The sequence below is a fragment of the Actinomadura sp. 6N118 genome, assembly GCF_044326415.1.
In the GTDB taxonomy this organism is placed as follows: domain Bacteria; phylum Actinomycetota; class Actinomycetes; order Streptosporangiales; family Streptosporangiaceae; genus Spirillospora.
Window position 1 is genome coordinate 149,322 of the sequence record NZ_JBIRAZ010000024.1, and the last position, 22,621, is coordinate 171,942.

20 protein-coding genes and 1 pseudogene are annotated in these 22,621 nt (G+C 70.2%); 10 read left to right on the forward strand and 11 right to left on the reverse strand.

The window, feature by feature from the left end:
* Nucleotides 1-11: 11 nt before the first annotated feature.
* Both ACH34W_RS44310 and ACH34W_RS44315 read right to left on the reverse strand, forming a co-directional pair.
* Nucleotides 12-404, reverse strand: a complete 393-nt coding sequence (locus ACH34W_RS44310; RefSeq protein ID WP_395967238.1) for an STAS domain-containing protein — start codon at nucleotides 402-404, stop codon at nucleotides 12-14.
* Nucleotides 405-530: 126 nt separating this feature from the next.
* On the reverse strand, nucleotides 531-1,046 hold the full coding sequence (locus tag ACH34W_RS44315; RefSeq protein ID WP_395967239.1) for an ATP-binding protein: 516 nt from the start codon (nucleotides 1,044-1,046) through the stop codon (nucleotides 531-533).
* A gap of 400 nt (nucleotides 1,047-1,446) precedes the next feature.
* On the opposite strand from ACH34W_RS44315, the gene ACH34W_RS44320 reads away from it, so the two are divergent.
* Together ACH34W_RS44320 and ACH34W_RS44325 are read left to right on the forward strand one after the other, a co-directional pair.
* The gene (locus ACH34W_RS44320) at nucleotides 1,447-2,268 is read left to right on the forward strand and encodes a helix-turn-helix domain-containing protein (RefSeq protein ID WP_395967269.1); all 822 of its coding nucleotides are present in this window, start codon (nucleotides 1,447-1,449) and stop codon (nucleotides 2,266-2,268) included.
* A gap of 26 nt (nucleotides 2,269-2,294) precedes the next feature.
* On the forward strand, nucleotides 2,295-2,555 hold the full coding sequence (locus tag ACH34W_RS44325) for a DUF397 domain-containing protein (protein WP_395967240.1): 261 nt from the start codon (nucleotides 2,295-2,297) through the stop codon (nucleotides 2,553-2,555).
* Nucleotides 2,556-2,685: 130 nt separating this feature from the next.
* On the opposite strand, the gene ACH34W_RS44330 is transcribed toward ACH34W_RS44325, so the two are convergent.
* Nucleotides 2,686-4,359, reverse strand: coding sequence for a serine/threonine protein kinase (locus ACH34W_RS44330; RefSeq protein ID WP_395967241.1), 1,674 nt, complete (start codon nucleotides 4,357-4,359; stop codon nucleotides 2,686-2,688).
* Between the two features lie 543 nt (nucleotides 4,360-4,902).
* Here ACH34W_RS44330 and ACH34W_RS44335 point away from each other — a divergent pair.
* A complete protein-coding gene (locus tag ACH34W_RS44335; protein WP_395967242.1) occupies nucleotides 4,903-5,508 on the forward strand; it encodes a TetR/AcrR family transcriptional regulator in 606 nt (201 codons plus the stop codon).
* A 57-nt stretch (nucleotides 5,509-5,565) separates the two neighbouring features.
* On the opposite strand, the gene ACH34W_RS44340 is transcribed toward ACH34W_RS44335, so the two are convergent.
* On the reverse strand, nucleotides 5,566-5,748 hold the full coding sequence (locus ACH34W_RS44340) for a hypothetical protein (protein WP_395967243.1): 183 nt from the start codon (nucleotides 5,746-5,748) through the stop codon (nucleotides 5,566-5,568).
* 213 nt (nucleotides 5,749-5,961) lie between these two features.
* Here ACH34W_RS44340 and ACH34W_RS44345 point away from each other — a divergent pair, with 213 nt between their 5' ends.
* From ACH34W_RS44345 to ACH34W_RS44365, 5 genes are read left to right on the forward strand one after another with little or no spacing between them, the layout of a single operon-like run.
* Nucleotides 5,962-6,408, forward strand: a complete 447-nt coding sequence (locus tag ACH34W_RS44345; protein ID WP_395967244.1) for a VOC family protein — start codon at nucleotides 5,962-5,964, stop codon at nucleotides 6,406-6,408.
* 39 nt (nucleotides 6,409-6,447) lie between these two features.
* Nucleotides 6,448-7,353, forward strand: coding sequence for a pyridoxamine 5'-phosphate oxidase family protein (locus ACH34W_RS44350; RefSeq protein ID WP_395967245.1), 906 nt, complete (start codon nucleotides 6,448-6,450; stop codon nucleotides 7,351-7,353).
* Nucleotides 7,350-7,967, forward strand: a complete 618-nt coding sequence (locus ACH34W_RS44355; RefSeq protein WP_395967246.1) for a CGNR zinc finger domain-containing protein — start codon at nucleotides 7,350-7,352, stop codon at nucleotides 7,965-7,967. The genes ACH34W_RS44350 and ACH34W_RS44355 overlap by 4 nt, the downstream gene beginning before the upstream one ends.
* 39 nt (nucleotides 7,968-8,006) lie before the next feature.
* A complete protein-coding gene (locus ACH34W_RS44360) occupies nucleotides 8,007-8,345 on the forward strand; it encodes a PadR family transcriptional regulator (RefSeq protein ID WP_395967247.1) in 339 nt (112 codons plus the stop codon).
* Nucleotides 8,342-9,067 (forward strand): hypothetical protein, encoded by a 726-nt coding sequence (locus ACH34W_RS44365; protein WP_395967248.1) that lies wholly within the window; start codon nucleotides 8,342-8,344, stop codon nucleotides 9,065-9,067. Before ACH34W_RS44360 ends, ACH34W_RS44365 begins: the two co-directional genes overlap by 4 nt.
* On the opposite strand, the gene ACH34W_RS44370 is transcribed toward ACH34W_RS44365, so the two are convergent.
* The gene (locus ACH34W_RS44370; protein ID WP_395967249.1) at nucleotides 9,064-12,543 is read right to left on the reverse strand and encodes an AAA family ATPase; all 3,480 of its coding nucleotides are present in this window, start codon (nucleotides 12,541-12,543) and stop codon (nucleotides 9,064-9,066) included. The two genes, ACH34W_RS44365 and ACH34W_RS44370, sit on opposite strands and share 4 nt — an antisense overlap.
* Before the next feature lie 295 nt (nucleotides 12,544-12,838).
* Here ACH34W_RS44370 and ACH34W_RS44375 point away from each other — a divergent pair, with 295 nt between their 5' ends.
* Nucleotides 12,839-16,210: a pyruvate carboxylase gene (locus ACH34W_RS44375; protein WP_395967250.1), complete on the forward strand. Its 3,372-nt coding sequence runs from the start codon at nucleotides 12,839-12,841 to the stop codon at nucleotides 16,208-16,210.
* 25 nt (nucleotides 16,211-16,235) lie between these two features.
* Here the strand turns inward: ACH34W_RS44375 and ACH34W_RS44380 are convergent, their stop codons facing one another.
* The gene (locus ACH34W_RS44380) at nucleotides 16,236-16,871 is read right to left on the reverse strand and encodes a TetR/AcrR family transcriptional regulator (protein WP_395967251.1); all 636 of its coding nucleotides are present in this window, start codon (nucleotides 16,869-16,871) and stop codon (nucleotides 16,236-16,238) included.
* 190 nt (nucleotides 16,872-17,061) lie between these two features.
* On the opposite strand from ACH34W_RS44380, the pseudogene ACH34W_RS44385 reads away from it, so the two are divergent.
* Nucleotides 17,062-17,991: pseudogene (locus tag ACH34W_RS44385) on the forward strand (RNA polymerase sigma factor); the annotation flags it as partial.
* Between the two features lie 56 nt (nucleotides 17,992-18,047).
* Here the strand turns inward: ACH34W_RS44385 and ACH34W_RS44390 are convergent.
* The 5 genes from ACH34W_RS44390 to ACH34W_RS44410 form a co-directional block, all read right to left on the reverse strand.
* Complete coding sequence (locus tag ACH34W_RS44390) at nucleotides 18,048-18,977, reverse strand: threonine/serine dehydratase (RefSeq protein WP_395967252.1); 930 nt, start codon at nucleotides 18,975-18,977, stop codon at nucleotides 18,048-18,050.
* A gap of 87 nt (nucleotides 18,978-19,064) precedes the next feature.
* Nucleotides 19,065-19,664: a DJ-1/PfpI family protein gene (locus tag ACH34W_RS44395; protein ID WP_395967253.1), complete on the reverse strand. Its 600-nt coding sequence runs from the start codon at nucleotides 19,662-19,664 to the stop codon at nucleotides 19,065-19,067.
* Nucleotides 19,665-19,688: 24 nt separating this feature from the next.
* A complete protein-coding gene (locus ACH34W_RS44400; protein WP_395967254.1) occupies nucleotides 19,689-20,654 on the reverse strand; it encodes a GlxA family transcriptional regulator in 966 nt (321 codons plus the stop codon).
* 74 nt (nucleotides 20,655-20,728) lie between these two features.
* Nucleotides 20,729-21,427, reverse strand: coding sequence for a hypothetical protein (locus ACH34W_RS44405; protein WP_395967255.1), 699 nt, complete (start codon nucleotides 21,425-21,427; stop codon nucleotides 20,729-20,731).
* 206 nt (nucleotides 21,428-21,633) lie between these two features.
* Entirely contained in the window at nucleotides 21,634-22,617 is a 984-nt protein-coding gene (locus ACH34W_RS44410; protein ID WP_395967256.1) for a GlxA family transcriptional regulator, read from the reverse strand.
* Between the last annotated feature and the right edge of the window lie 4 nt (nucleotides 22,618-22,621).

The following is a 22,621-nucleotide window of genomic DNA, read 5'->3' on the forward strand; positions in this document are numbered from 1 at the left end:
CGCAGGTCCGCTCAGGTGGCGGGGCGGGAGTTGGATCCTCTGGTGTCGGCGGCCTGCCGAGCGGCCTCGTGAGCGGCGACGGCGTCGTCCAGCGAGCGGTGCAGCACAAAGATCTTGGTGAGCTGCGTGACATGGAAGACGCGGCGGACGCGGTCGTTCACGCCCATGAACGACATGGAGCCGTCGCGGGCGCGCAGGCGGTGGTAGATACCGACCAGTACACCGAGGCCCGTGGAGTCCAGGAAGGTGACGTCGCCGAGGTCGACCACCAGATGGAGGCCGCCCGTCTCGATGATGTCGAGCAACATCTCCCGCAGCCGGGGGCTGGTGAACACATCGATCTCGCCGCTGATCTTGACGACTGTGAGGTCTCGCTCGACCCGATGCTCGACGGCGAATTCCACCGGTTCTCCTGGCTCCTGTCGTAGCTTCTGGGACGTCCGGCTCCTACCCTCCGACCGGCGGGTTATCCACGATTGCCCGGATCTTCTGTGCGCGCCGTGTTCATGGAGTGGCGCTCAGAGAGCTGTTCAGGGGGCCGTTGAGGGGGTACGGAAAAGTGCCCAGACGACCTTGCCGCCGGGCAGTCCGCGCCAGCCCCAGCGCGTACAGAAGGAGTCGACCAGGTGCAGACCACGGCCGGTCTCGGCGATGTAGTCGGGTTCCTTGCGGCGGGGTGCGCAGGTGCTCGCGTCCAAGATCCCGCACAGAAGCCAGGGTGCCTCGTGGAGGAGCCGCAGCCGGATCGCGGTCGGCGCGGAGCGCATCGGGTCGGAGAGCCGGCCATAAGTGTCACCGCGATGGCCACTGTGTCGTAGCGCGTTGGTGACGAGTTCCGAGACGACCAGCCCGACGTCGTCGCTGATGACCGCCATGTTCCAGGCCTTCAGCCTGGAGAGTGCGAAGTGGCGGGCCTCGGTGACCGATTCCGGCTCGGGGAGGACGGTGAACGAGACGGTGCAGCCGGCGGGCCGCACCAGGGCGGCGAGTGCGGCGTCCAGAGGTTCTGGCAGGTCAGAGGATTCAGGTATGGGTGTCGAGTGCACGGCATGGTCCTGTGTTCCGGCCGGCCTCACGGCAGGGGCCAGCCCCCACCGCGTGTCGTCGTGCGCCTGGCGTGACGTCATTTCCCGGGACCCCGCAAAGTGATCTCGTTGTGCAGCCGTGGCTCGGAAGTCTCGTGCGTTATCCTGCGCATCGTAGCGTGCGAATGCAAGGCCCAATGCACGTGCATCCGCTCGGGAATCTGCTCAGGAGGCCCGGCGGGGCAGGGTTTTGGCTCACGATGTACCCGCATGATCGGAGGTAGCGGCAGGATAAGTAGGCCAGTGGCACACTGTGTTAGATTTCCCGGCTCTGCCGGGGAAGTTCGCTGTCCGCCATCTAGCCGGGAGGTTGGGCGTGACTCCAGAGACGCCGGGAACCGGGTCGACGGTCCGTCGGATCCTGCTCGGCTCACAGCTGCGTCGCCTGCGTGAGGCGAAAGCCGTGAGCCGTCAGGAGGCCGGCTACGTCATCCGGGCGTCGGAGTCCAAGATCAGCCGACTGGAACTCGGGCGGGTCAGCTTCAAAGAACGTGACGTGGACGACCTGCTCACGTTGTACGGCGTCACCGACCGGACCGAACGCGACGCGCTGCTCCAACTGGCGCGCGACGCCAACACCCCGGGCTGGTGGCATCGCTACAACGACGTGCTCCCCAACTGGTTCCAGACCTATGTCGGACTGGAAGAAGCGGCCACGCTGATCCGTACCTATGAGCTGCAGTTCGTGCCGGGACTACTGCAGTCGGAAGGGTACGCCCGCGCGGTCATCCGGCTGGGCAACGCCGGCGCCACCGAGCACGAGATCGACCAGCGCGTCGAGCTGCGCCTGCAGCGGCAGGAGCGGCTCACCGGCCCGAACGCCCCACGGCTGTGGGCCGTGCTGGACGAAGGGGCCCTCAAACGACCCATCGGGGGTCCCGAGGTGATGCGGGGCCAGTTCGAGCACCTCATCACCATGAGCAAGCTCCCCAACGTCACCATCCAGGTCATGCCGTTCCGGTTCGGCGGCCATGCCGCCGAGGGCGGGGCCTTCACGATCCTGCGCTTTCCCGAGCAGGACCTGCCTGACGTGGTCTACGTCGAGAACCTCACCGGTGCGATGTACCTGGACAAGCGCGACGACGTCGACACCTATCTGCAGGCGATGGAGCGCCTGTGCGTCGACAGCGCGACCCCGGAGCGCACCGTCGAGATTCTCGGTGATCTTCTCAGAGAGACATGATGCTCCAGACCGAAAACGGCCATGACATGGCCGGACGGGATAACTACTACGACAACGGGATTCCTGCGACGAGGCTCCACGGAGCCCGCTGGCTGAAGTCCCGTCGAAGCAACTCCCAGGGGAACTGCGTCGAGATCGCCGAACTGCCCGACGGGCAGGTGGCGATGCGCAACTCCCGACACCCCGAGGGCCCGGCCCTCATCTACACCCGTCCGGAGATCGAGGCTCTCATCCTCGGCGCCAAGGACGGCGACTTCGATGATCTGATCGCTCCTAGCAACAACTGACGCATCACATTCGTCGCGCGTGCCCGGCCGTCCCCGTTCTGTTCGGGCCCGATCGTCGAAAGGCGGCGAGCCGGTCACTCCCACTCCGGCCGGCTCGCCCCCACACCCGTCACCCGCAGAGTGCGCTGTGTCAGCCGCAGTTGCCGTAGCTGGAGCTGACGCCGTTGCCGCCGAAACGGACGCAGGTCTTCTTGGCCGAGACGTAGACAGGGCCGCCGTACCAGGAGAACGAGCCGCTATCCATGTCCTTCTGGCCGTCGCTCTGGCGCTGGATCCAGACGGAGACCGGAGACGACTTGCCCACGTTCTTGGTCTTCATCGTGACGGCGCAGTTGAAACCAGAGGGATGGTAGAGCAGGTACGCCGTTCCGCCCGGCACAGGCAAGCTGCGCTGCACGGCGAAGCCGCCCCCGTGGCCGCCGCTGTCGCAGGCTGCCTGGGGCGTGAACTTGTTGGCCGGCTCGCCGCCCGAGCCTCCGCCTCCGCCGCCTGCGGGGGGCTTAGAGGGCTGCCCGTCGTCGTTGGGACGGTTGGGATCGTTTTGGCCGTTCTTCTGCTTGGGCGCCTTGGACTTCTTCGGGCCCTTGGAGGGCTTGCCGTCCGCGCCCGCAGGGTTGCCCGCCTGGTCAGGGGCGGTGGTCGGCAGCGACTGGTCGGCGGCGGAGGTGTTCTGGTCGGCTTTCTTGCCGTTGTCGTCGCCGGAGCGGGTCGCCGCCCAGACCGCACCGCCCCCGAGCACCACGACGACCGCAGCGGCCGCGGCGAGCGGGACGAGCTTGCGGTTGCGCTTGCGCTTCTCGGGCTGCGGGAGAGGCGGTGGTGCGCCGGCTGGAGCCTGGCCAGGAGGAGCCCCCGGAGCCTGGCCGACCGGAGGAGGGGTCAGGTTCTCGTACGGGGGTGGCTGCGGGGCCGTGTAGCCCCCTGCGACCGGCTGGCCCGCACGGGGGTCGGTGGCTGACATCGGCGCGGGGAGGCTGCCGCTCGCCGCGCCGACCAGGCCTTCCTGCGCCTCGCGCGCGGTCGGGCGAAGCGCCGGGTCCTTGGCGAGGCAGGCGAGGACGACGTCGCGCAGCGGGCTCGGCAGATCGCCCAGGTCCGGCTCTCCGGTCAGGATGCGGTGCATCACCGCGGCCATCTCGTCGTTGCCGAACGCGGGACGGCCGGTGGCGGCGTACGCCATCGTGATGCCCCAGGCGAACATGTCCGCGGCCGGCCCGACCTCGCCGCCGGTGAAGTGCTCGGGTGCCATGTACGCGGGCGTGCCGACATTCTGGGTCTCGCCCGCGGCGCCGAGCGCCCGGGCCACCCCGAAGTCGATCACGCGCGGGCCGTCGGTGCCCAGCATGACGTTGTGCGGCTTGAAGTCGCGGTGCACGATCCCGGCCTGGTGGATCGCGGTGAGCGCGGTCAGCGTGCTGATCGCAAGGCGTTCCAGGGCACCGCCCGTCCGCGGGCCCTCGGCCTCCACGAGGCGGTGCAGGGAGAGCCCCGCGACGTACTCGCTCACGATGTAGGGCTGGTCACCGGCCACATCGGCGTCGAGCACCTGGGCCGTGCAGAACCGGGCCACCCGCTTGGCGACCTCCAGTTCGCGCACGAAGCGCATCCGCGCCGACTCGTCGGCCGTGAGGCCCGCGTGCAGGAGCTTGATCGCGACGTACTCGGCGGACTCCCCGTCCCGGCGGCCGAGGAAGACCGCACCCTGGCCGCCCTCGCCGAGGCGGCCGAGGACCACATACGATCCCAGCCGCTCTGGATCCCCAGACCGCAGAGGGTGGGCGTCCGGCATCGTCCTGTCCGTCACACCGTTCTCTTCCCGTCGCTTGCGTCGCTTGGTTGCCAGAGTATTTGTCCCAAGATGGTATGTGCTCTGGAACGCAGCGATCGCGTCGAGGCGTGACGCCGGAGCGGAGGACGGGCTTGGCCACCTGGTAAGGAGGCGGGGTAGGGAGGTGGCGGTAGGCCCGCATGACCAGCCGTTCCCACGGGATCAGCCAGGCGATGGCGACCAGGGCGGGGACCAGCTGTGTGTGGATCAGAGCCGTGAGCAGTTCCTGCGCGGAGATCGTGTTGAGGCCGACGTTGACGAGGCGGATGCCGATGCGGAGCGGGGTGAGCTGCCAGAGTGCCGAGAGCATCTCCTGCATCGTCATCACCACCTTCGGATATTGCCTGAGCTAAAGCGAATGCTCGTTTTATAAGATGCTCGCACGGGCATCCCGTTCAATCAAGAACGGATGTTCGTTTTGCGGTGTGATGGCGGCCACGCTGAGGTGCTGCTCTTCGGGACTCCGGGGCAATTGGACTACAGTCCGGTTGAGGTGGGTCCGTTCGATCGGGAGGGATCGTGGAACTGGAGCTCATGCGCACGCCTCCGACCAAGGAGCGTGCCGATGCGGCGCGCAACCGGGCCAAGGTGCTGGCTGCGGCGGCCGAGCTCTTCGCCGCGCACGGCGTCGAGTCGGTCTCCATGGACGCGATCGCCGCCGCCGCGGGGGTGGGCAAGGGGACGCTCTTCCGCAGGTTCGGCGACAAGGCCGGGCTCGCGGCGGCGCTCCTCGACGAACGTGAACGCGAGCTCCAGGATGCGATCCTCTTCGGCCCCGCGCCGCTTGGACCCGGAGCGCCGCCGGCGGACCGGCTACGCGCGTTCGCGGACGCCTATCTCGACTTCGCGCTGGCACATCTTCCGCTCGTCCGGATGTCCGAGACCGCGTCGCCGGGCGCGCGCTACCGCATCGGCGCGTACCGCTTCTGGCATCGGCATCTCACGATCCTCCTCGCCGGCGAGAGCGACCCTGAGGCCCTGGCGCATGCGCTGCTCGCCTCGCTGGGGGCCGAGCACCTCATGGCCGTCGTGGAAGATCTCGGTGCGGAACGGGCCCGGAACGCGGTACGGGTGTTGTTCCTGGCTCATGCCGCTGACCCTGGACAGCGGAAAGCCCCCGCCTGATCGCGGCCGGGTGATCGGCACCCGTCGTGGTCTGGCGGAGGCTCTCCGTTCGGCTGATCAGGCCGGGTCGGGCGTGCGCCGCTGGGGCTGCGCGACCCGGCCGTTCTCGTGGCCTGGTGGTCCCTCCGGGTCGTGATGCCGCTCCAGCCGGGCGGCGACTGCGAGGGCGCGGAGCGAGGTCGACCGCACCTGCGCGCGGCGGCCATCGGCCCTGCGGGGCCGGGGAATGCTGCTTCTCATGGCGTCCTCCATCAGGGCATGAACAACGGACGCCGGGGCCTCCGGGTCGCCCGTGTGATCGTTGCAACTGCAAGATCCTTCGGCCTATTCCCTGGTGAAAGCGCAGGTATGCGGCTTCTTCTTCAATCTAATGCCTAGATGGTATTGCAAGCATTAGGTCATTCTGTCATGCTGTCTAATGTTTGATCTGCACATCAACCATTAGGAGAGCGCATGACCACCCTCACCACTGGGCACGTCGGGCTCAACGTCACCGATCTCGGCCGTTCCGGCGACTTCTACCGCCGCGTTCTCGGGCTGGAGACGCTCGGCGAGTCCGTGGACGCCGATCGCCGGTACGCCTTCCTGGGGCTCGACGGCAAGCTGCTGATCACGTTGTGGCAGCAGAGCGACGGCCGGTTCGCCACGGCGCTTCCCGGGCTGCACCACCTGGCGTTCCAGGTACCCGGCATCGAGGACGTGCGCCGGGCGGAGGCCACGCTGCGCGAGCTGGGCGCGACGCTCGTCCATGACGGCGTGGTCGCGCACAGCGAGGGTGCCCAGTCCGGCGGTGTCTTCTTCGAGGACCCCGACGGGATCCGGCTGGAGATCTACGTGCCGACGGGTGCCGGCGATCGTCCGGCACCCGCCCAGTCCGCTCCCACCTGCGGTTTCTTCTAGACCGACAGACAGCGCAACGACGAGATCGGAGGAGGACCGGTGGGCCGGCATCCTGGTGAAGCGGCGCTCCAGCACCGTATGGGCGTGACCCGCGACGGCTGGGGATCGGCGAGTGTGGACGCCGAGATCCCCCCGGTCGCGGCGGAGTTCCTGAGACAGCAGCGTCTGCTCGTGCTGGGCGCGGCCGACGACGACGGGGCGATGTGGGCGGACGCGATCGTCGGCCCGCCCGGCTTCGCGACGCCGGTCGACGCGCGTTCCATCGCCGTCGACCGGCGGCCTGCCCTGCTGGAGCCGTTGATCGCGGACGAAGCCAGGGAGGTCGGCATGCTCGCGATCGAGCCGCCGACGCGGCGGCGGATGCGGGTGAACGGCACGGTCTCCGCCGCAGGCGACGGGCTGCTCATCCGGACTGAGCAGGTCTATGCCAACTGTCCCAAGTACATCCAGACGCGCGAGATCGTCGACGGCGTGGCCGGGCACGAGCGAGGCGCAGCGCGGACGAGCCGCACCCTCACCGCCGCCCAGCGGGAGTGGATCGACCGGGCTGACACCTTCTTCGTCGCCACCCACGCGTCCGGGCAAGGCGCGGACGTGTCACACAGGGGCGGCAACCCGGGTTTCGTGCGCGCCAGCGGCGAGGACCGGCTGGTATGGCCGGAGTACGTGGGCAACTCGATGTACATGACGCTCGGCAATCTCGAACTCGACCCGGTGTGCGGCTTGCTGTTCGTCGACTGGAAGAACGGGCACACCCTGCATCTGACCGGAAACGCCCGCGTGGACTGGGATCCGGAACGGGCCACGACGCTGCCGGGGGCGCGCCAGGTCGTCGACTTCGACGTCGAACGGGTCGTCGAGCTTCCCGGCGCGCTGCCGGGGACCTGGGAGTTCGGCGAGTACCACCGGTTCAACCCGAAGATCGGTGACACGATAAGCACGTGAGGCCCGACGAGATCGAGGAGACCGCCGCTCCGGCGCTGGGGGAGCCGCTCGGCATCGAGTTCGGCAACACCAGGTACGCGGTGCGCGGCGACATACGGGAAGGGCTGGCCGGGGCAGGGCCGCTCGCCGACTGGCTGCACGCGCACGCCGCCGCGTTCGACGACGGTCTCGCCGAGGCGGCCGTGCGTGACCTCGCGAAGACCGACCTCGGCAGGTTCGTGGCGTTGCGGGACGCGATCCGGGCTCTCGCCCGCCAGGCGGTCCAGGACGGCGATCCGCTCCCGGAGGCGCTCACCGAGCCGTTCCCGGAGGCGCTCGCCGTCCTGAACGCCGCCGCAGCCGCCGCGCCGCGCTGGCCCCGCCTCGCCCTCACGCCACCGGCGGTCGTGGAAGAGACCGCAGCGCCGCCGGTGGACGCCGTGCTGGCGGCCATCGCCCGGTCAGCCATCGAGATCCTGGGCGGGCCGCAGCGCGCCGACCTGCGTGCCTGCGGCGGCCCGGGCTGCGTGCTCTTCTTCGTGAAACAGCATCCCCGCCGCGAGTGGTGCTCGCCTGGCTGCGGCAACCGCGCCCGCGTCAGCCGCCACTACGAGCGGCATCGCACTTCTAAGTAGTCCCATACCTATATAGGTTGCACTGCTACCATCATCGTCATGGCTGCCGACCGCCGCGCGAGCTGGCTCAAGGGCGTGCTCGACCTCCTGGTGCTCGCCACCCTCACCGAGGGCGAGAACTACGGGTACGAGATCTCCAAGTCGCTCGCCACGTCGGGCCTCGGCCAGATCAAGGGCGGGACGCTCTACCCCGTGCTCAACCGCCTGGAGGAGGCGGGGCTGGTCGTCGCCGAGTTCCGCGTCGCCGACCGGGGGCCGGGCCGCCGCTACTACCGCCTGACCGAGGAAGGCCGCGACACCCTGGCCGAGCAGGGCCGGCTGTGGCGTGCCTTCGACGAGTCCGTACGTTCGGTCCTCGACCGGGGTGGGGTGACATGACCTACTTCGACGAATTGGCCGCCCACCTGAGCGAACGCGGCGTGCCGGCCGCCGAGATCCGGGGCACGGTCGACGACCTGGCCGCCTATATCGCCGAGTCCGGTGCTGACCCGGTCGAGGAGTTCGGCCCCGCGGCAGACTTCGCCGGCGAGCTCACCGAGGGCGGCGGCACGTCCACCGGGCCCGCGCCCGATGCCGAGGTCTGGCATTTCCACGCCGACGCGTTCAACGACGTGCAACAGCTCAACGAGTTCGGCGAACAGGGCTGGGAACTCGAAAGCTACGACATGAAGCACGGCTTCACCTGCCGCCGCGACATCGAACGCCCGCAGCGCTGGGAGTACCACAAGATCGTCCCCACGCTGCGCCGCAAGGCCGTCGCCAAGCGCCTTGCCCCCGAAGGCTGGGAACCGGCCGTCGCCTGGACCGTCTGGATGTACTTCAAGCGCCCGAAGTCCGCCAGCGTCGGACCCTCGGGCGAGCTGGACACCGCTCCCGAGGCGCCTGCTCGTTACTTCTTCTGGAGCAAACGCTTCTACGTATTCGTCGCCGTCTACACCGCGTTCCTCACCGGCGTCGGCCTCGCCTGGGCCGCCCTCTCGGGGGACATCAGCGTGGCCGTCGGCTTCATGACGGGCATCGTCATCGCCGGTATCGCCATCGTCGTTCCCATGGCCCGCGCCCGGCGCCGAGCCCGTCCTCCCCGCGATCCCGGCGGCTAGAGGTAGAGGCCGTAACGCTCGGCCTCCGGTCCGGTCGTGGGCGGGAGATCCTCGGGCCGCAGGGTCAGGATCTCCGCGTCGTCTGGACGGTCGGCGGCGGTGATGCGCGTGGCCTGGTTGGCGATGGCGGCGTCCAGCAGGTTGCGCATGAGGCGGCCGTTGCCGAACGTGGGGCCGCGGTCGGCGCGTGCCAGCAGCGTGCGGACGGCGGCCGTCGTCTCGGGGGCGAGGGTGAGTCCCTCGATGGCCGTGAGCTGCTCGAAGATGGCGACCAGCTCGGAGTCGGAGTAGTCGGGGAAGCGCAGCCGCTTGGGGAAGCGGGACTCCAGGCCCGAGTTGGCGGCGAGGAAGGCGGCCATCTCGCGTTCGTAACCGGCCGCGATGACCAGGAGATCGCCGCGGTAGTCCTCCATCAGCTTGACCAGGGTGGCGATGGCCTCGCGGCCGTACGAGTCGTTGTCGGCGGTGAGCGAGTACGCCTCGTCGATGAACAGCACGCCGCCGAGGGCCTGCTCGACGGCGGCCTGGACCTTGGGCGCCGTCTGGCCGAGATAGGCGCCGACGAGATCGTTCCGGCCGACCTCGACCAGATGGCCGGACGAGAGCAGGCCGAGGTGCGCGTAGACGCGGGCGATCAGCCGGGCCACGGTCGTCTTGGCGGTGCCCGGGTTGCCGGTGAAGACCATGTGGCGGGTGGGGACCGTCACGGGCTGGCCGGCCTCGCGCCGGAGCTCGGCGCTGCGCGCCTCGGCGACGAGCTTGCGGACCTCGGTCTTGATCTCGCTGAGGCCGATGAGGCCGTCCAGCTCGGCGATCGGGTCGCTCGCGGGGACGCTGCGGGTGGTGCCGGACAGGGAGGGCGGGAAGTCCTCGGGCCGGAGCTCGGCGAGCTGCTCCGGGGTCGCCTTCTTCAGTTCGACGACCCGCCGTGACTGGAGTGCCGTGGCGCGTTCGCACAGGTTGCGCATCAGGCGGGCGTTGCCGAACGAGCGGCCGCGCGGCGTGCGGCGCAGCAGGTCGATGATCTTCTCGCTCGCCCCGGTGGTGAGCTCGAGACCGGTCTCGGCGGCGAACCCGGCGAAGACGGTGACGAGCTCGTCGTCGGTGAAGTCCGGGAACCGGATCGTGGTCGGGAACCGCGAGGCCAGCCCCGGGTCGGAGGCGATGAAGCGCCGCATCTCGCGTTCGTAGCCAGCGACGATCACTACGAGGTCCTCGCGGTGGTCCTCCATCATCTTCACCAGCTCGGCGATCGCCTCAGCGCCGTAGTCGCCGTCGTAGTCCGCCTGGGTGAGCGAATACGCCTCGTCGATGAAGAGCACGCCGCCGATGGCGCGCTGGACCACGGCGCGGGTCTTGACCGCGGTCTCGCCCAGGTACTCGCCGATGAGCTCAGCCCGCGACGCCTCCACCAAGTGCCCCGACGAGAGGATGCCGAGGTCCTTGTAGATCCGGGCGAGGAGCCGCGCCACGACGGTCTTGCCCGTGCCGGGGTTGCCGGTGAAGACCATGTGCCGGGCGGGCATCGTCACGGGCAGGCCGGAGTCGCGGCGCAGCTGTGCGGCCCGCGCACCGGCCACCAGCAGCTCGATCTCGTGCTTGACGGGGGCGAGGCCGGTGAGGGCGGCCAGCTCGGCCTGCGGATCGCTGGGCGATCCGGCGGCGTCGAAGGTGGCCGGGACGTCGGCGCGCTTGACGACGAGCTCGGCGCCCGGCTCGGTGCGTGCCCGTACGGCGTCCACCACGATGTCGGCGAGCAGGTGCGCCAGCCGCGCGTTCCGCAGGTTGCGCACGGGCGGGGTCTTGACGAGCAGCTGCCCGGCGGCGGTGAGCGCGCGCTTGTGGGCGCGGGCGCCGCGCTGGTGGACGGCGCGGTTGAAGAGCTCGGCGTATCCCTCGGCGTTGAACGTGTGCGTGTGGGCCTTCTTGAACCGCAGCGACAGGCCGGGGTTGACCTCGCGGATCCGCTGGTCGCCGCCCGTCTCGCAGAGCGCCACGACGTGCAGGCCGTCGAAGACGTCCAGGACCCGGTGCAGCTCCTCCAGGATGGCGTCGCCGCTGCGCGGGTCGCGGGACATGTCGTCGAGCCCGTCGATGACGAGCAGGTTGGCGCCGTCGCAGTCACGGGCGTCGATGTAGAGGCCGTTGGTCGCGCTCGCCACGGTCTTCCCGGCGAAGAAGTCATCGGCCAGCCACACTGGCGGTCCGGTGATCCCGCGGTCGTGCAGCAACCGGGCGACCTCCTGGGCGGCGTCGCGCTTGCCGGTGCCGTCCGGCCCGGCCAGCAGCAGCCGTACCGGCTCGGTGCCGCCGTCGGCGATCTCCTGCAGCGCCGCCACGACCTCGGGCTGGCCGACCAGCCCGGCGCCGACCTCCGCCTTGGCCTTGGCCCTGGCCGTCCGCGCCGGAGCGTCGCTCAGCGTGCCGGCGAGCGGGTTGAGGACGGTTCGGCGCGGCGCGTACAGCCGCCGCAGGTCCATCTGGAACTGGTTGACGGGCACCCACACCGGGTTCGGCATGTCCGCCACGTCGGGGAGGCCCTGGACCACGCCCGTGAACCGCACCGACATGTCCAGCCAGCCCCGGCACGCGTCCGCGGCGCCCGCACCCAGGCCGCGGCCGAGCCACGCCCTGGCCTGCCGGAACCACTCGGCCGGCTGGAACTCCTCGCGGATGGCGGCGAACCGTTCGAGCAGCTCGCCGTAGCGGTCTTCGCCCAGCACGGCCGACAGCTCTGCCGGGACCTGATCCCTGTCCGCCTGCAACACCAGGTGCGCGAGCAGGTCGAGATCGGGCTCGTCGTGCGGGGCCACCTCCCGCAGGTGCTTGTGGACGGCCAGCAGCCCGTCGCACACCCATTCCAGATAGCCGATCGGCCCGCTCAGCTCGGGCAGCACCGCGAGGATCTCGTCGTCGGCGTGGGCGAGCCAGGCCGCGTGCTGATCGGCCACGGTCGTTTCCAGATCCAGGTCGGAGGGCGGATCGTCGTACAGCTTGATCAGCGCCTGCCGCCGCTTCTCCAGCGGTTCCAGGCCCTCCAGAAGGTCGAGCGACTCCCGGGCGAGGTCGAGGGCGAGGCCCGGGTCAGGTGACTCCCGCAGCCAGTCCACCGGCCGGAACGAACCGGGCCCGGCTCCCCACTGGGTCGGCTTGCGCAGCGGCTCGGCGGGCGGGTGGTGGTAGTGCCCGAGAATCTCACGGTCCAGCATCGAATGGGAGCCGCCCACGATCGCGCCCGCGCCGCACAGGAAGTCGACCGTGAGGAGCAGGTCCGCGGCGACGAGCGGGGTGGGACTGGCGAGCATGCCGTGCCGGTCGGTCGTCAGACCGGCGCAGCGCTGGTCCTTGACGAGCCTGTCAACGCGTGCCCGGATCTCCTCGAAGAGCCCGTCCGGCACCCGCCACGGCCCGTGCGCGTACACGTCGAGCACCGGCTCGTCGCTCACCAGCAGTTCGAGGTGCTCCGGCAGCGCCACACGTTCCTCCCCGCAGGATCAACGGCACCCGAATCGGGCCCCCGTCGTATCAATCGGTGCAAAAGCCTAGGGGTTACGCGGTGTCAAGGTGTCGGTTCGGTGACAAGGTGTGGTTTGAGTGCACCTCAGAAACAGGGGCGGCTCAGGAACGAACGTGTTTTTTCCGGCTGGCGAGATCTTGTGGTTTGTTCGCACTTCAGGCGAGTGCGATCACGAGGCGGCACCTACTCAACTGGGTACGTCGTCATCGGAGGTCTGCAACTCGCTGGAGCAACACCGTCTGGGAGAAGATGCCGTGATCAGGAAGTTGCTCGTCGCCAACCGGGGCGAGATCGCCGTCCGGGCGTTCCGCGCCGCCTACGAGCTCGGCATCGCCAGCGTGGCGGTGTACGCGTATGAGGACCGGTTCTCGCTGCACCGGCAGAAGGCCGACGAGGCGTACGAGATCGGCGAGCACGGGCATCCGGTGCGCGCCTACCTCGATGTGGACGGCATCATCGAGACCGCGCTGCGGGTCGGCGCCGACGCGATCTATCCCGGCTACGGGTTCCTGTCCGAGAGCCCCGAGCTGGCGGAGAAGTGCGAGCGCAACGGCCTGACGTTCGTGGGGCCGCCGAGCCCGGCGCTGCGGCTGGCGGGCAACAAGATCGAGGCGGTCGCCGCCGCGCGGCGGGCCGGGCTGCCGGTGCTGCGCTCGCTGACTCCGGCGGAAGGCGAGGAGCTGGCGGTGGCCGATGAGGTCGGCTTCCCGCTCTTTGCGAAGGCCGCGGCGGGAGGCGGCGGGCGGGGGCTGCGGCGGGTCGACCGGCGCGAGGATCTTGAGGCGGCCGTCGACACGGCGCGGCGCGAGGCGCAAAGTGCGTTCGGCGATCCGACCGTGTTCCTGGAGCAGGCCGTCGATCGTCCGCGCCACATCGAGGTGCAGGTGCTGGCCGATGGTGGCGGGCACACCGTGCATCTGCGCGAGCGTGACTGTTCCGTGCAGCGGCGCCATCAGAAGGTCGTCGAGATCGCCCCGGCTCCGCAGCTGGACGAGGCCGTGGCTGAACGGCTGTGCGCCGACGCGGTCGCGTTCGCCCGCGAGATCGGCTACGTGAACGCGGGCACGGTCGAGTTCCTGGTCGACGACGCCGGGCGCCATGTCTTCATCGAGATGAACCCGCGCATCCAGGTCGAGCACACCGTGACCGAGGAGGTCACCGGCGTCGACCTGGTGCAGAGCCAGCTGCGCATCGCGGGCGGCGAGACCCTGGACGACCTCGGCATCTCCCAGGACGACATCGCGGTCTCCGGATTCGCCGTGCAGTGCCGCATCACCACCGAGGACCCGGCCAACGGCTTCCGCCCGGACACCGGCAAGATCTCGGCGTACCGTTCGCCCGGCGGCGCCGGAGTGCGGCTCGACACCGGAACCACCCACGCGGGCGCCATCGTCACGCCGCACTTCGACTCGCTGCTGGTCAAGCTGACCTGCCGCGGCCGCACGTTCGAGGACGCGGTACGGCGGGCCCGCCGCGCCGTCGCCGAGTTCCGGATCCGGGGCGTCGCCACCAACATCCCGTTCCTCCAGGCGCTGCTGGACGAGCCGGACTTCCGCACGGGCGGCGTCACCACCGCCTACATCGCCGAGCACCCCGAGCTGCTGACCGCGCGGTCGAGCGGCGACCGCGCCACCCGCCTCGTCCGCTACCTCGCCGACGTCACGGTCAACAAGCCGCACGGCGAGGCGCCCACCGACCTCGACCCGGCGACCAAGCTGCCGGAGCTCGACCTGTCCAGCCCGGTGATCGAGGGCTCGCGCGACCGCCTGCTCGCCCTCGGGCCGCAGGGCTTCGCCACGGCGCTGCGCGCGCAGCAGAGCCTCGCGGTCACCGACACCACGTTCCGGGACGCGCACCAGTCGCTGCTCGCGACGCGCGTACGGACGTTCGACCTCCTCAAGGCGGCGCCGTACCTCGCGCGCATGACGCCGCAACTGCTGTCGCTCGAAGCGTGGGGCGGCGCCACGTACGACGTCGCGCTGCGCTTCCTCGGAGAGTCGCCATGGGAGCGGCTCGCTCAGATCAGGGATGCCGCCCCCAACCTGTGCATCCAGATGTTGCTGCGCGGCGCCAACACCGTCGGCTACACGCCCTATCCCGATTCGGTGGCGCGCGCGTTCGTCACCGAGGCGGCCCGTACCGGCGTCGACATCTTCCGGGTGTTCGACGCGCTGAACGACGTGGACCGGATGCGCCCGGCCATCGACGCCGTGTTGCAGACGCACGCTTTGGTCGAAGGAACGCTCTGCTACACCGGTGACCTGTCAGACCCGGGCGAGAAGCTCTACACGCTCGACTACTACCTGCGCCTGGCCGAGGAGCTTGTTGAGACGGGCGTCCATGTGCTGTGCATCAAGGACATGGCCGGCTTGCTGCGCGCGCCTGCCGCCCGCACGCTCGTGACGGCGTTGCGTGAACGCTTCGACCTGCCCGTTCACCTGCACACCCACGACACCGCCGGCGGCCAGCTCGCCACCTATCTCGCAGCCGTCGAGGCCGGGGTGGACGCGATCGACGGCGCCGCGGCGCCGCTGTCGGGGACCACGAGCCAGCCGCCGCTGCAGGCCATCGTCGCGCACACCGACTTCACCGAACGGGCCACCGGGCTCGATCTGGGCTCCCTCACCGCGCTGGAGCCGTACTGGGAGGCTGTCCGAAAGCTCTACGCGCCGTTCGAGATGGGCCTGCCCTCGCCGACCGGCCGCGTCTACCAGCACGAGATCCCCGGCGGCCAGCTGTCCAACCTGCGGCAGCAGGCGGTCGCGCTCGGTCTCGGCGACCGGTTCGAGGAGATCGAGCGGCTGTACGCGGCGGCCGACCGCATCCTCGGCCGGCTGGTGAAGGTCACGCCGTCGAGCAAGGTCGTCGGCGATCTGGCGCTGCACCTGGTCGCGGCGGGCGCCGACCCGGGCGACTTCGCCGCGCACCCCGAGCGTTACGACATCCCCGACAGCGTGATCGGCTTCCTGAACGGCGAGCTGGGTGACCCGCCGGGCGGCTGGCCCGAGCCGTTCCGGAGCACCGCGCTCGCCGGGCGGCCGTTCACCCCCGCGAGGGCCGAGCTCACGGGCGCCGAGGAGAAGGCGCTCGCGGGCCCCGAGGTCCGCGACACCCTCGACCAGCTCCTCTTCCCTGCACCGGCGAAGGAGTACCGCGAGGCGCGCGCCGCGTACGGCGATCTGTCACTGCTGCCGACGGGGGCGTTCCTCTATGGCCTGCGCCCCGGCCAGGAGGTCTCGTTCGACCTCGAACCCGGCGTCCGCGTGCTGGCGATGCTGGAGGCCGTCGGCGAGATCGATGAGGCCGGTGTCCGGCAGGTCATCTGCACGGTGAACGGCCAGCTGCGGACGTTGTCGGTCCGGGACAAGTCCGTTGTCTCCGACACCCCGCCGGTCGAACGCGCCGACCCGAACGAGCCCGGCCATGTCGCCGCTCCGTTCGACGGCTCGGTGACCCTGCGCGTGGCCAAGGGCGACGAGGTCGCGGCCGGGGACGTCGTCGCCACTATCGAGGCCATGAAGATGGAGGCCGCCATCACGGCTCCCGTCGCGGGCACCGTCGGGCGGCTCGCCGTCCCGGAGGTCACCCCGGTCCAGGCCGGTGACCTCTTGATCGTGATCGCCTGATCGCGGGCGCTTGATCACGGGCGCGTCAGCGCACGGCGTAGCCGGCGAGGCAGGGCCCGAGGGCGTCGAAGGCGGTGGCGACGTCCTCGGTCAGCGCCGCCGCGATCTCGTCGTTGCGCTGCCCTTCGAGGGTGCGGCGCAACGTCTCGTTGAAGAGCACCCGGTGGACGCCGCCGAGCTGGGCGGCGGCCACCCGGGGGAGGAGGTCGCCCGGCCCGGCGCCGGTCTCCTCGGCGAGCGCGGCGGCGAGAGCGTCCTCGCGTTCCTCGTGGAACTCGCGCAGCCGGGCCACGAGCGCGGGACTGTCGGTGATCATGCGGGCGAACTCGGGGCCGGAGAAACCGATGACCGGGTCGTGCGCCGCGATCGCGGTGAGGTAGGCGCGGCGCAGCGCGGCCAGCGCGGACTCGCCCCGCGCCCGCTCGCGAACGACCTTGGCGAGCCGGCCCACGAACACCTCGTGCAGATCGAGGGCTATGTCCTCCTTGCGCGGGAAGTAATTGGTGACGGTCATCTTGGCCACCTGCGCCGCCGCCGCGACCTCGGCGATCGTCACCTTGTCGAAGCCCCGTTCCAGGAAGAGCCGGGTGGCCTGATTGGAGATGTTGTCCCTGGTCTGCTGCTTCTTGAGCTCCCGGAGGCCCATCGGTTGTGCGCTCATGCCGTCACGATACATCAGATCGACCTAAGTTTGTTGTTGACATAGTTCTAGGTCTGACCTAAATTTAGGTCATCCGGGAATCATTCGCCGCTCCCGGACGTTCCAGACAACCGTCACCCAGTGGAAGGAATCGCTTTTGAGCGCTACCGCCGTCCGGACCACTCGCACCGCCCGCAACGCGACCATGGTTTCTTCCGGTGACCCGGTGAAGGACTACCTCAAGCAGATCGGGCGCACCCCGCTGCTGACCGCCGAGCAGGAAGTCGAGCTGGGCGGGCGCATCGAGGCGGGCAGGCTCGCTCAGGAGCGCATCGACGCTGTGGACGGCTCGGAGGGCGCCGAGGGCGACACGCTCGCCCCGGCCGAGCGCCACCGGCTGGAGCTGACCGTCGCGGACGGCCTCCGCGCCAAGGACCACATGGTCGAGGCCAACCTGCGGCTCGTCGTGTCGATCGCCAAGCGCTATGCGGGCGGCGGCCTGCCCCTCCTGGACCTGATCCAGGAGGGCACCATCGGCATGATGCGCGCGGTGGAGAAGTTCGACCACCACCGCGGCCTGAAGTTCTCCACGTACGCCACGTGGTGGATCAAGCAGGCGGTCGGCCGCGCACTGGCCGACCAGAGCCGCACCATCCGCATCCCCGCGCACGTCGTCGAGATCCTCAACAAGGTGACCCGCACTCAGCGGCAGATGTTGCAGGATCTGGGCCGCGAACCCACCCACGAGGAGCTCGCTGCCGCGCTCGACCTCACCGCCGAGAAGGTCGCGCAGGTGCTCAAGTACGGCCGCGAGCCGATCTCACTGCACACCCCGTTCGGTGAGGACGGCGACGGCGAGCTCGGCGACATCATTGAGGACGACGGGCCCGACCCGGCCGACGCCATCGCCACGTCCCTGCTGCGCGACCAGCTCGACGCGGTCCTGGAGACGCTGACCGAACGGGAGGCGGGCGTGATCTCGCTGCGGTTCGGGCTGAACGACGGCGAGCCCAAGACCCTCGACGAGGTCGGCAAGGTCTACGGGGTCACGCGCGAGCGCATCCGCCAGATCGAGTCCAAGGGAATGCACAAGCTCCGTCACCCCTCCCGTACCCGCACCCTCGCCGACCTCCTCACCTAAGGCGATCTAGGACGCCCTAGATCGCCCTAGGGGGCTATCTAGGGCGCTCTAGCGGGCTAGCGAGTCGGCGTGACCAGGTCGCTCGGGTCGGTGTTGGCGCCGCATAGGACGATCGCGACGCGTTCACCCTCGGCGGGCTCGTAGGCGCCCGTGAGCAGGGCGGCGTAGGCGGCGGCGGTGCCGTGCTCGACGACCAGCCGGTGGTCGTCCCACAGCCGCTGCCGCGCCGCGACGACCGCGGTGTCGGGAACGAGGACCGACCGCACGCCGGTACGGAGCGCCACGTCGAAGGCGATCTCACCGAGGCGGCTGGCGCCGAGCGAGTCCGCCGCGACGCCGGAGACCTCGACGTCCACGGGAAACCCGGCCTCCAGCGCACGGTTGAGCGTGGGGACGGTGTCGGGCTCGACGCCGACGACCTTCGCCTGCCCCTCCACCGCCGCCGCGACCCCCGCCATCAGCCCGCCACCGCCGACCGCGATCAGGATCGTGTTGACCTCCCGGTCCGTCTGCTCCAGGAGTTCGAGGCCGAGCGTGCCCTGGCCCGCGCAGACCTCGGGTTGGTCGTACGCATGGCAGAGCAGCGCACCGGTGTCGGCGGCCCGCTTGCTCGCCGCCTCGTAGGCCTCGGCGTACCGGTCGCCGATCTGCACGACGTCCGCGCCGAGATCGCGCAGCCGGTCGACCTTGACCATCGGCGCGGACATGGGCACGTACACCTCGGCGGGCACGTCCAGCGCGCGCGCCGCGTACGCGACGGCGAGGCCGGCGTTGCCTCCGGAAGCCGCGATCACTCCGCTGCCGGGCAGCCGGCCCTCCTCGGCGGCGGTCAGAATGCGGTTGAACGCGCCGCGCGCCTTGAACGAGCCGGTGTGCTGGGTCTGTTCCAGTTTCAGCCACACGCCGTCGCGCCGCATGACGGGCGTGTGCCGGATCCGGTCTCCGATCCGTGCCGCCGCCGCCTCGACTTCGGAACGTGTGATCATGCTGGCCGTACCTCCTGGCAGTAGGGGGATCGCAACACCAACGGTATGCGGTCGGACCCCTCGCGGGGTCCCCGGTCGAAGGGCTCGTCAGAGGGGCTCGTCGGCGAGATAGGGCGGGGCGGGCTCGTACTGGATGTAGCGGCGCACGGCCCGGGAGTGGTCACGACCGTGGATCTTGCCGATCAGCCACAACGCCATGTCGATCCCGGCGGACACACCCTGGCTGGTGACCACGTTCCCGTCCACGACATACCGGGCGTCGCGGACCACCGTGATCTCACCGCGCGCTTCGAGGGTGTCCTCGAAACCGTGGTGGGTGGCCACGCGGCGGTTACGTGCAGGGCCCGCCTCATGAAGGAGCAGCGAACCGGTGCACACGCTGGTCACCCACTCCGCCTGGGCGGCGACCTTCTCGATCCAGCCGATCAGCGCTGGGTTGTCCACCTCGCGCCGGGTGCCCTGGCCGCCCGGGATGAGCAGCACGTCCAACGGCGGGTGGTCGTCGAGCGTGTGGTCGGGCAGCACCCGCAGACCCTTGGCGCACTGGACGGGCCCGGAGCCCTCGGCGATGAGGACGGCGGTGTCGGCGTTCTCACGCAGCATCGAGGAGGCGGTGATCACCTCCCAGGGGCCGACGAAGTCCAGCTCCTCCGCGCCGTCGAAGACGAGCAGTCCGTAGGTCGTCATACATGCTCCTTCATTCGTGCTCCCTCATGCGTACTCCTTCAGTGCTCGGAAGCGGTCGCGATAGTCGGACGGTGGAACGCCGAGCCTTCGCTGGAACACCCGCCGCAGCGTCTCGCCGGTGCCGAAGCCCAGCCGCCGCGCCATCGCCTCGACCGGCTCGTCGCTCTCGGCGAGGGCACGGCGCGCGGCTTCGACGCGGACCCGCTCGACGTACGCGGCGGGCGGCACGCCGACCTCGGCGGTGAAGCGGCGCTGCAGATGCCGCGGGCTCAGCCCGGCGGTGCCGGCCAGGTCGCCGATGGTGTGCCGGGCGCCGGGATCGGAGTTGACCGCGGCGACCGCCGACCGGATCGGGTCGGACGCGGGCTGCTCGGACCAGAGCGGCACGCTGAACTGCGACTGGCTGCCGGGACGGCGCAGGAACATCACCATCTCCTGGGCCACCGCGTGCGCGATGTCCCGGCCGTGATCCTCCTCCACGAGGGCGAGGGCCAGGTCCATCGCGGCCGTCACTCCGGCCGAGGTCCACACCCGGCCGTCCCGGATGAAGATCGGGTCGCAGTCCACGGTGAGCTCGGGATGCTCTTCAAGGAGCTGCCGTTCCCGCGCCCAGTGGGTCGTCACCCGGCAACCGTCGATGAGCCCGGTGGCCGCCAGCAGGAGCGTCCCGCTGCACACCGAGGTCAGGCGCCGGGTGCCCCGGCCTGCGGCGGTGACCCAGTCGACGAGCGCCCGGTCGTGCCGGGCCTCGTCCACCCCGAGCCCGCCAACGACGAGAAGGGTGTCGATGCCGTCCGGTTCGAGGTCGCCGACGCCGTACGACGCGTACACCGGAAGGCCGCTGTGGGTCCGCACCGGACCGGCCACGGGCGCCACGACCCGGCAGTCGTAGCCGCCCGTGAGCCGGTGGGCGTACTGGAAGATCTCATGCGGGCCCACCAGGTCGATCGGGTGAAACCCCTCATAGATCACGAAGGCGATGCGACGCATGCCTCCAGGCTCGCTTCGGCATGGTCATGGCGTCAACGACGCGTACCCCACAATTCGCGCCATGCGCCGAGTGGTCATTTTCCGGTGGTGTCTTCGCCCTTGAACGAGCAGTCCGCCGGCTCGTCCGGGCCCTCGATCTTTCCGTCCGGAATGGGCAGCGGCGCGTCCTTGACGGAGTAGCCGCTGATCCGTTCGTTGTACGGGCCGCGGCTGACGGGGCTGAACGGGGCGGGGCCGGTGCCCATCTGCAGGCACCGCGGGTCGACGATGCCCCACGAGAAGCCCATCCGGTCGAACCTGTGGCCGAGCGGCGACTGGTAGAAGGTCAGCGTCGCGCGCTTCATGTTCGCCGGCACGTCGTCCTGCCGGATGCCGGAGACGATGGCGACCGGGCCGGTCGCCATCACGTAGTCCACCTTGATGCTGCCCCAGTGGTCCTTGGAGGGACCTCCGGGCACGTCGGGCGCGTAGTGGTTGAACTTGATGGTCCCGCGAGCGGCACCCCACACGATCTTGTTGTTCACGACCTTCCAGGGCGCGCCGTGCGCGTCGACGATGAACCGGCGGTGCGGGTACTCCTTGTCCCCGGGGTAGTTGACCCAGGCGTCGCCGGTGACGTGCGCCTCCTTGGGCTTGGCGGCGGCGGGCCGGTCCTTGGTGGTGGCGGGCCGGTCGTCGGCTGCGGCCATCGCGCCGCCCCCTCCGAGCGCGGTCATCGCGACCGCCGCCGCTGCCCCCATCACCATGGCCCGCTGCTTCGAACTGAGCGTCATCGCCCTTGTCTCCCTCGGCTCCTGCGGACGGTGTCGCCCGCGTTCCCAAGATTCGCGTCGAGGGGACGCGCGCGACTTCCCCCGTACGGCCGAGGTGTTTAGCCCGCTGGCCTCGTCCGTCCTCATCCGCGCGGGTCATCCGGGGGGACGTGTGTTCAGGTCACCGATGTGTTCAGGTCGCGGGTGCGTTCAGGTCGTGGATGCGTTCAGGTCACGGATGCCTGGTCGCCCGCGCGGAAGGTGAGGCGGTACGCGCTGGGGGAGACGCCGATCGTGGCGGCCAGGTGCTGGCGCATGGAGGCGGCCGTACCGAAGCCCGCCTCGGCCGCGACCCGGTCCACCGGCAGGTCGGTCGTCTCCAGCAGGCGCCGCGCGTGCTCGATGCGCTGCTGTGTCAGCCACTGGCCGGGCGTCATCCCCACCTCGTCGCGGAACCGCCGGGAGAACGTGCGGACGCTCATCCGCGCGTGGCCCGCCAGCTCGGACAGGGTGAGCGGGCGGTGGAGCTGCTCCAGGGCCCACGCCCGGGTCGCCGCCGTGGTGGCCGCCGACGGCTCGGGCACCGGCCGTTCGATGAACTGGGCCTGCCCGCCCTCGCGCCACGGCGGCACGATGCAGCGGCGGGCCACCCGGTTGGCGATCTCGCTGCCGTGGTCGCGGCGCACGAGATGCATGCACAGATCGATCCCGGCGGCGACCCCCGCCGCCGTCAGCACGTCGCCGCTGTCCACGAACAAGACGTCCGGATCGACCTCCACCTGGGGAAACTTCCGCTGGAAATGCTCGGCCTCGTTCCAGTGCGTGGTCGCCCGGCGGCCGTCGAGGAACCCGGCGGCGGCCAGGATGTACGACGCGGTGCAGAGCGAAACGAGGCGGGTGCCGGGACGCAGCCGGCCGAACGCGTCCGCCAGCGGCTCCGGCAGCCAGTCCCGGTCGTCCTCCGGGTCGGCGTCGAACGGCGGGATCACCAGCGTGTCCGCCGTCTCGACCGCCTCGATGCCGTGCTCGACGGCAACCGCGAAATCGGCGCTCGTCCGTACCGGCCCGCCGTCCAGCCCGCAGGTGACCACCTCGTACAGCGGCTCGCCGTCCGGGCCCGTCGCGGAACCGAAGATCCGGACCGGGATGCCCAGCTCGAACGGGTAGATGCCGTCGAGGGCGAGGACGACGACGCGGTGCCTGATCTGCATGGCT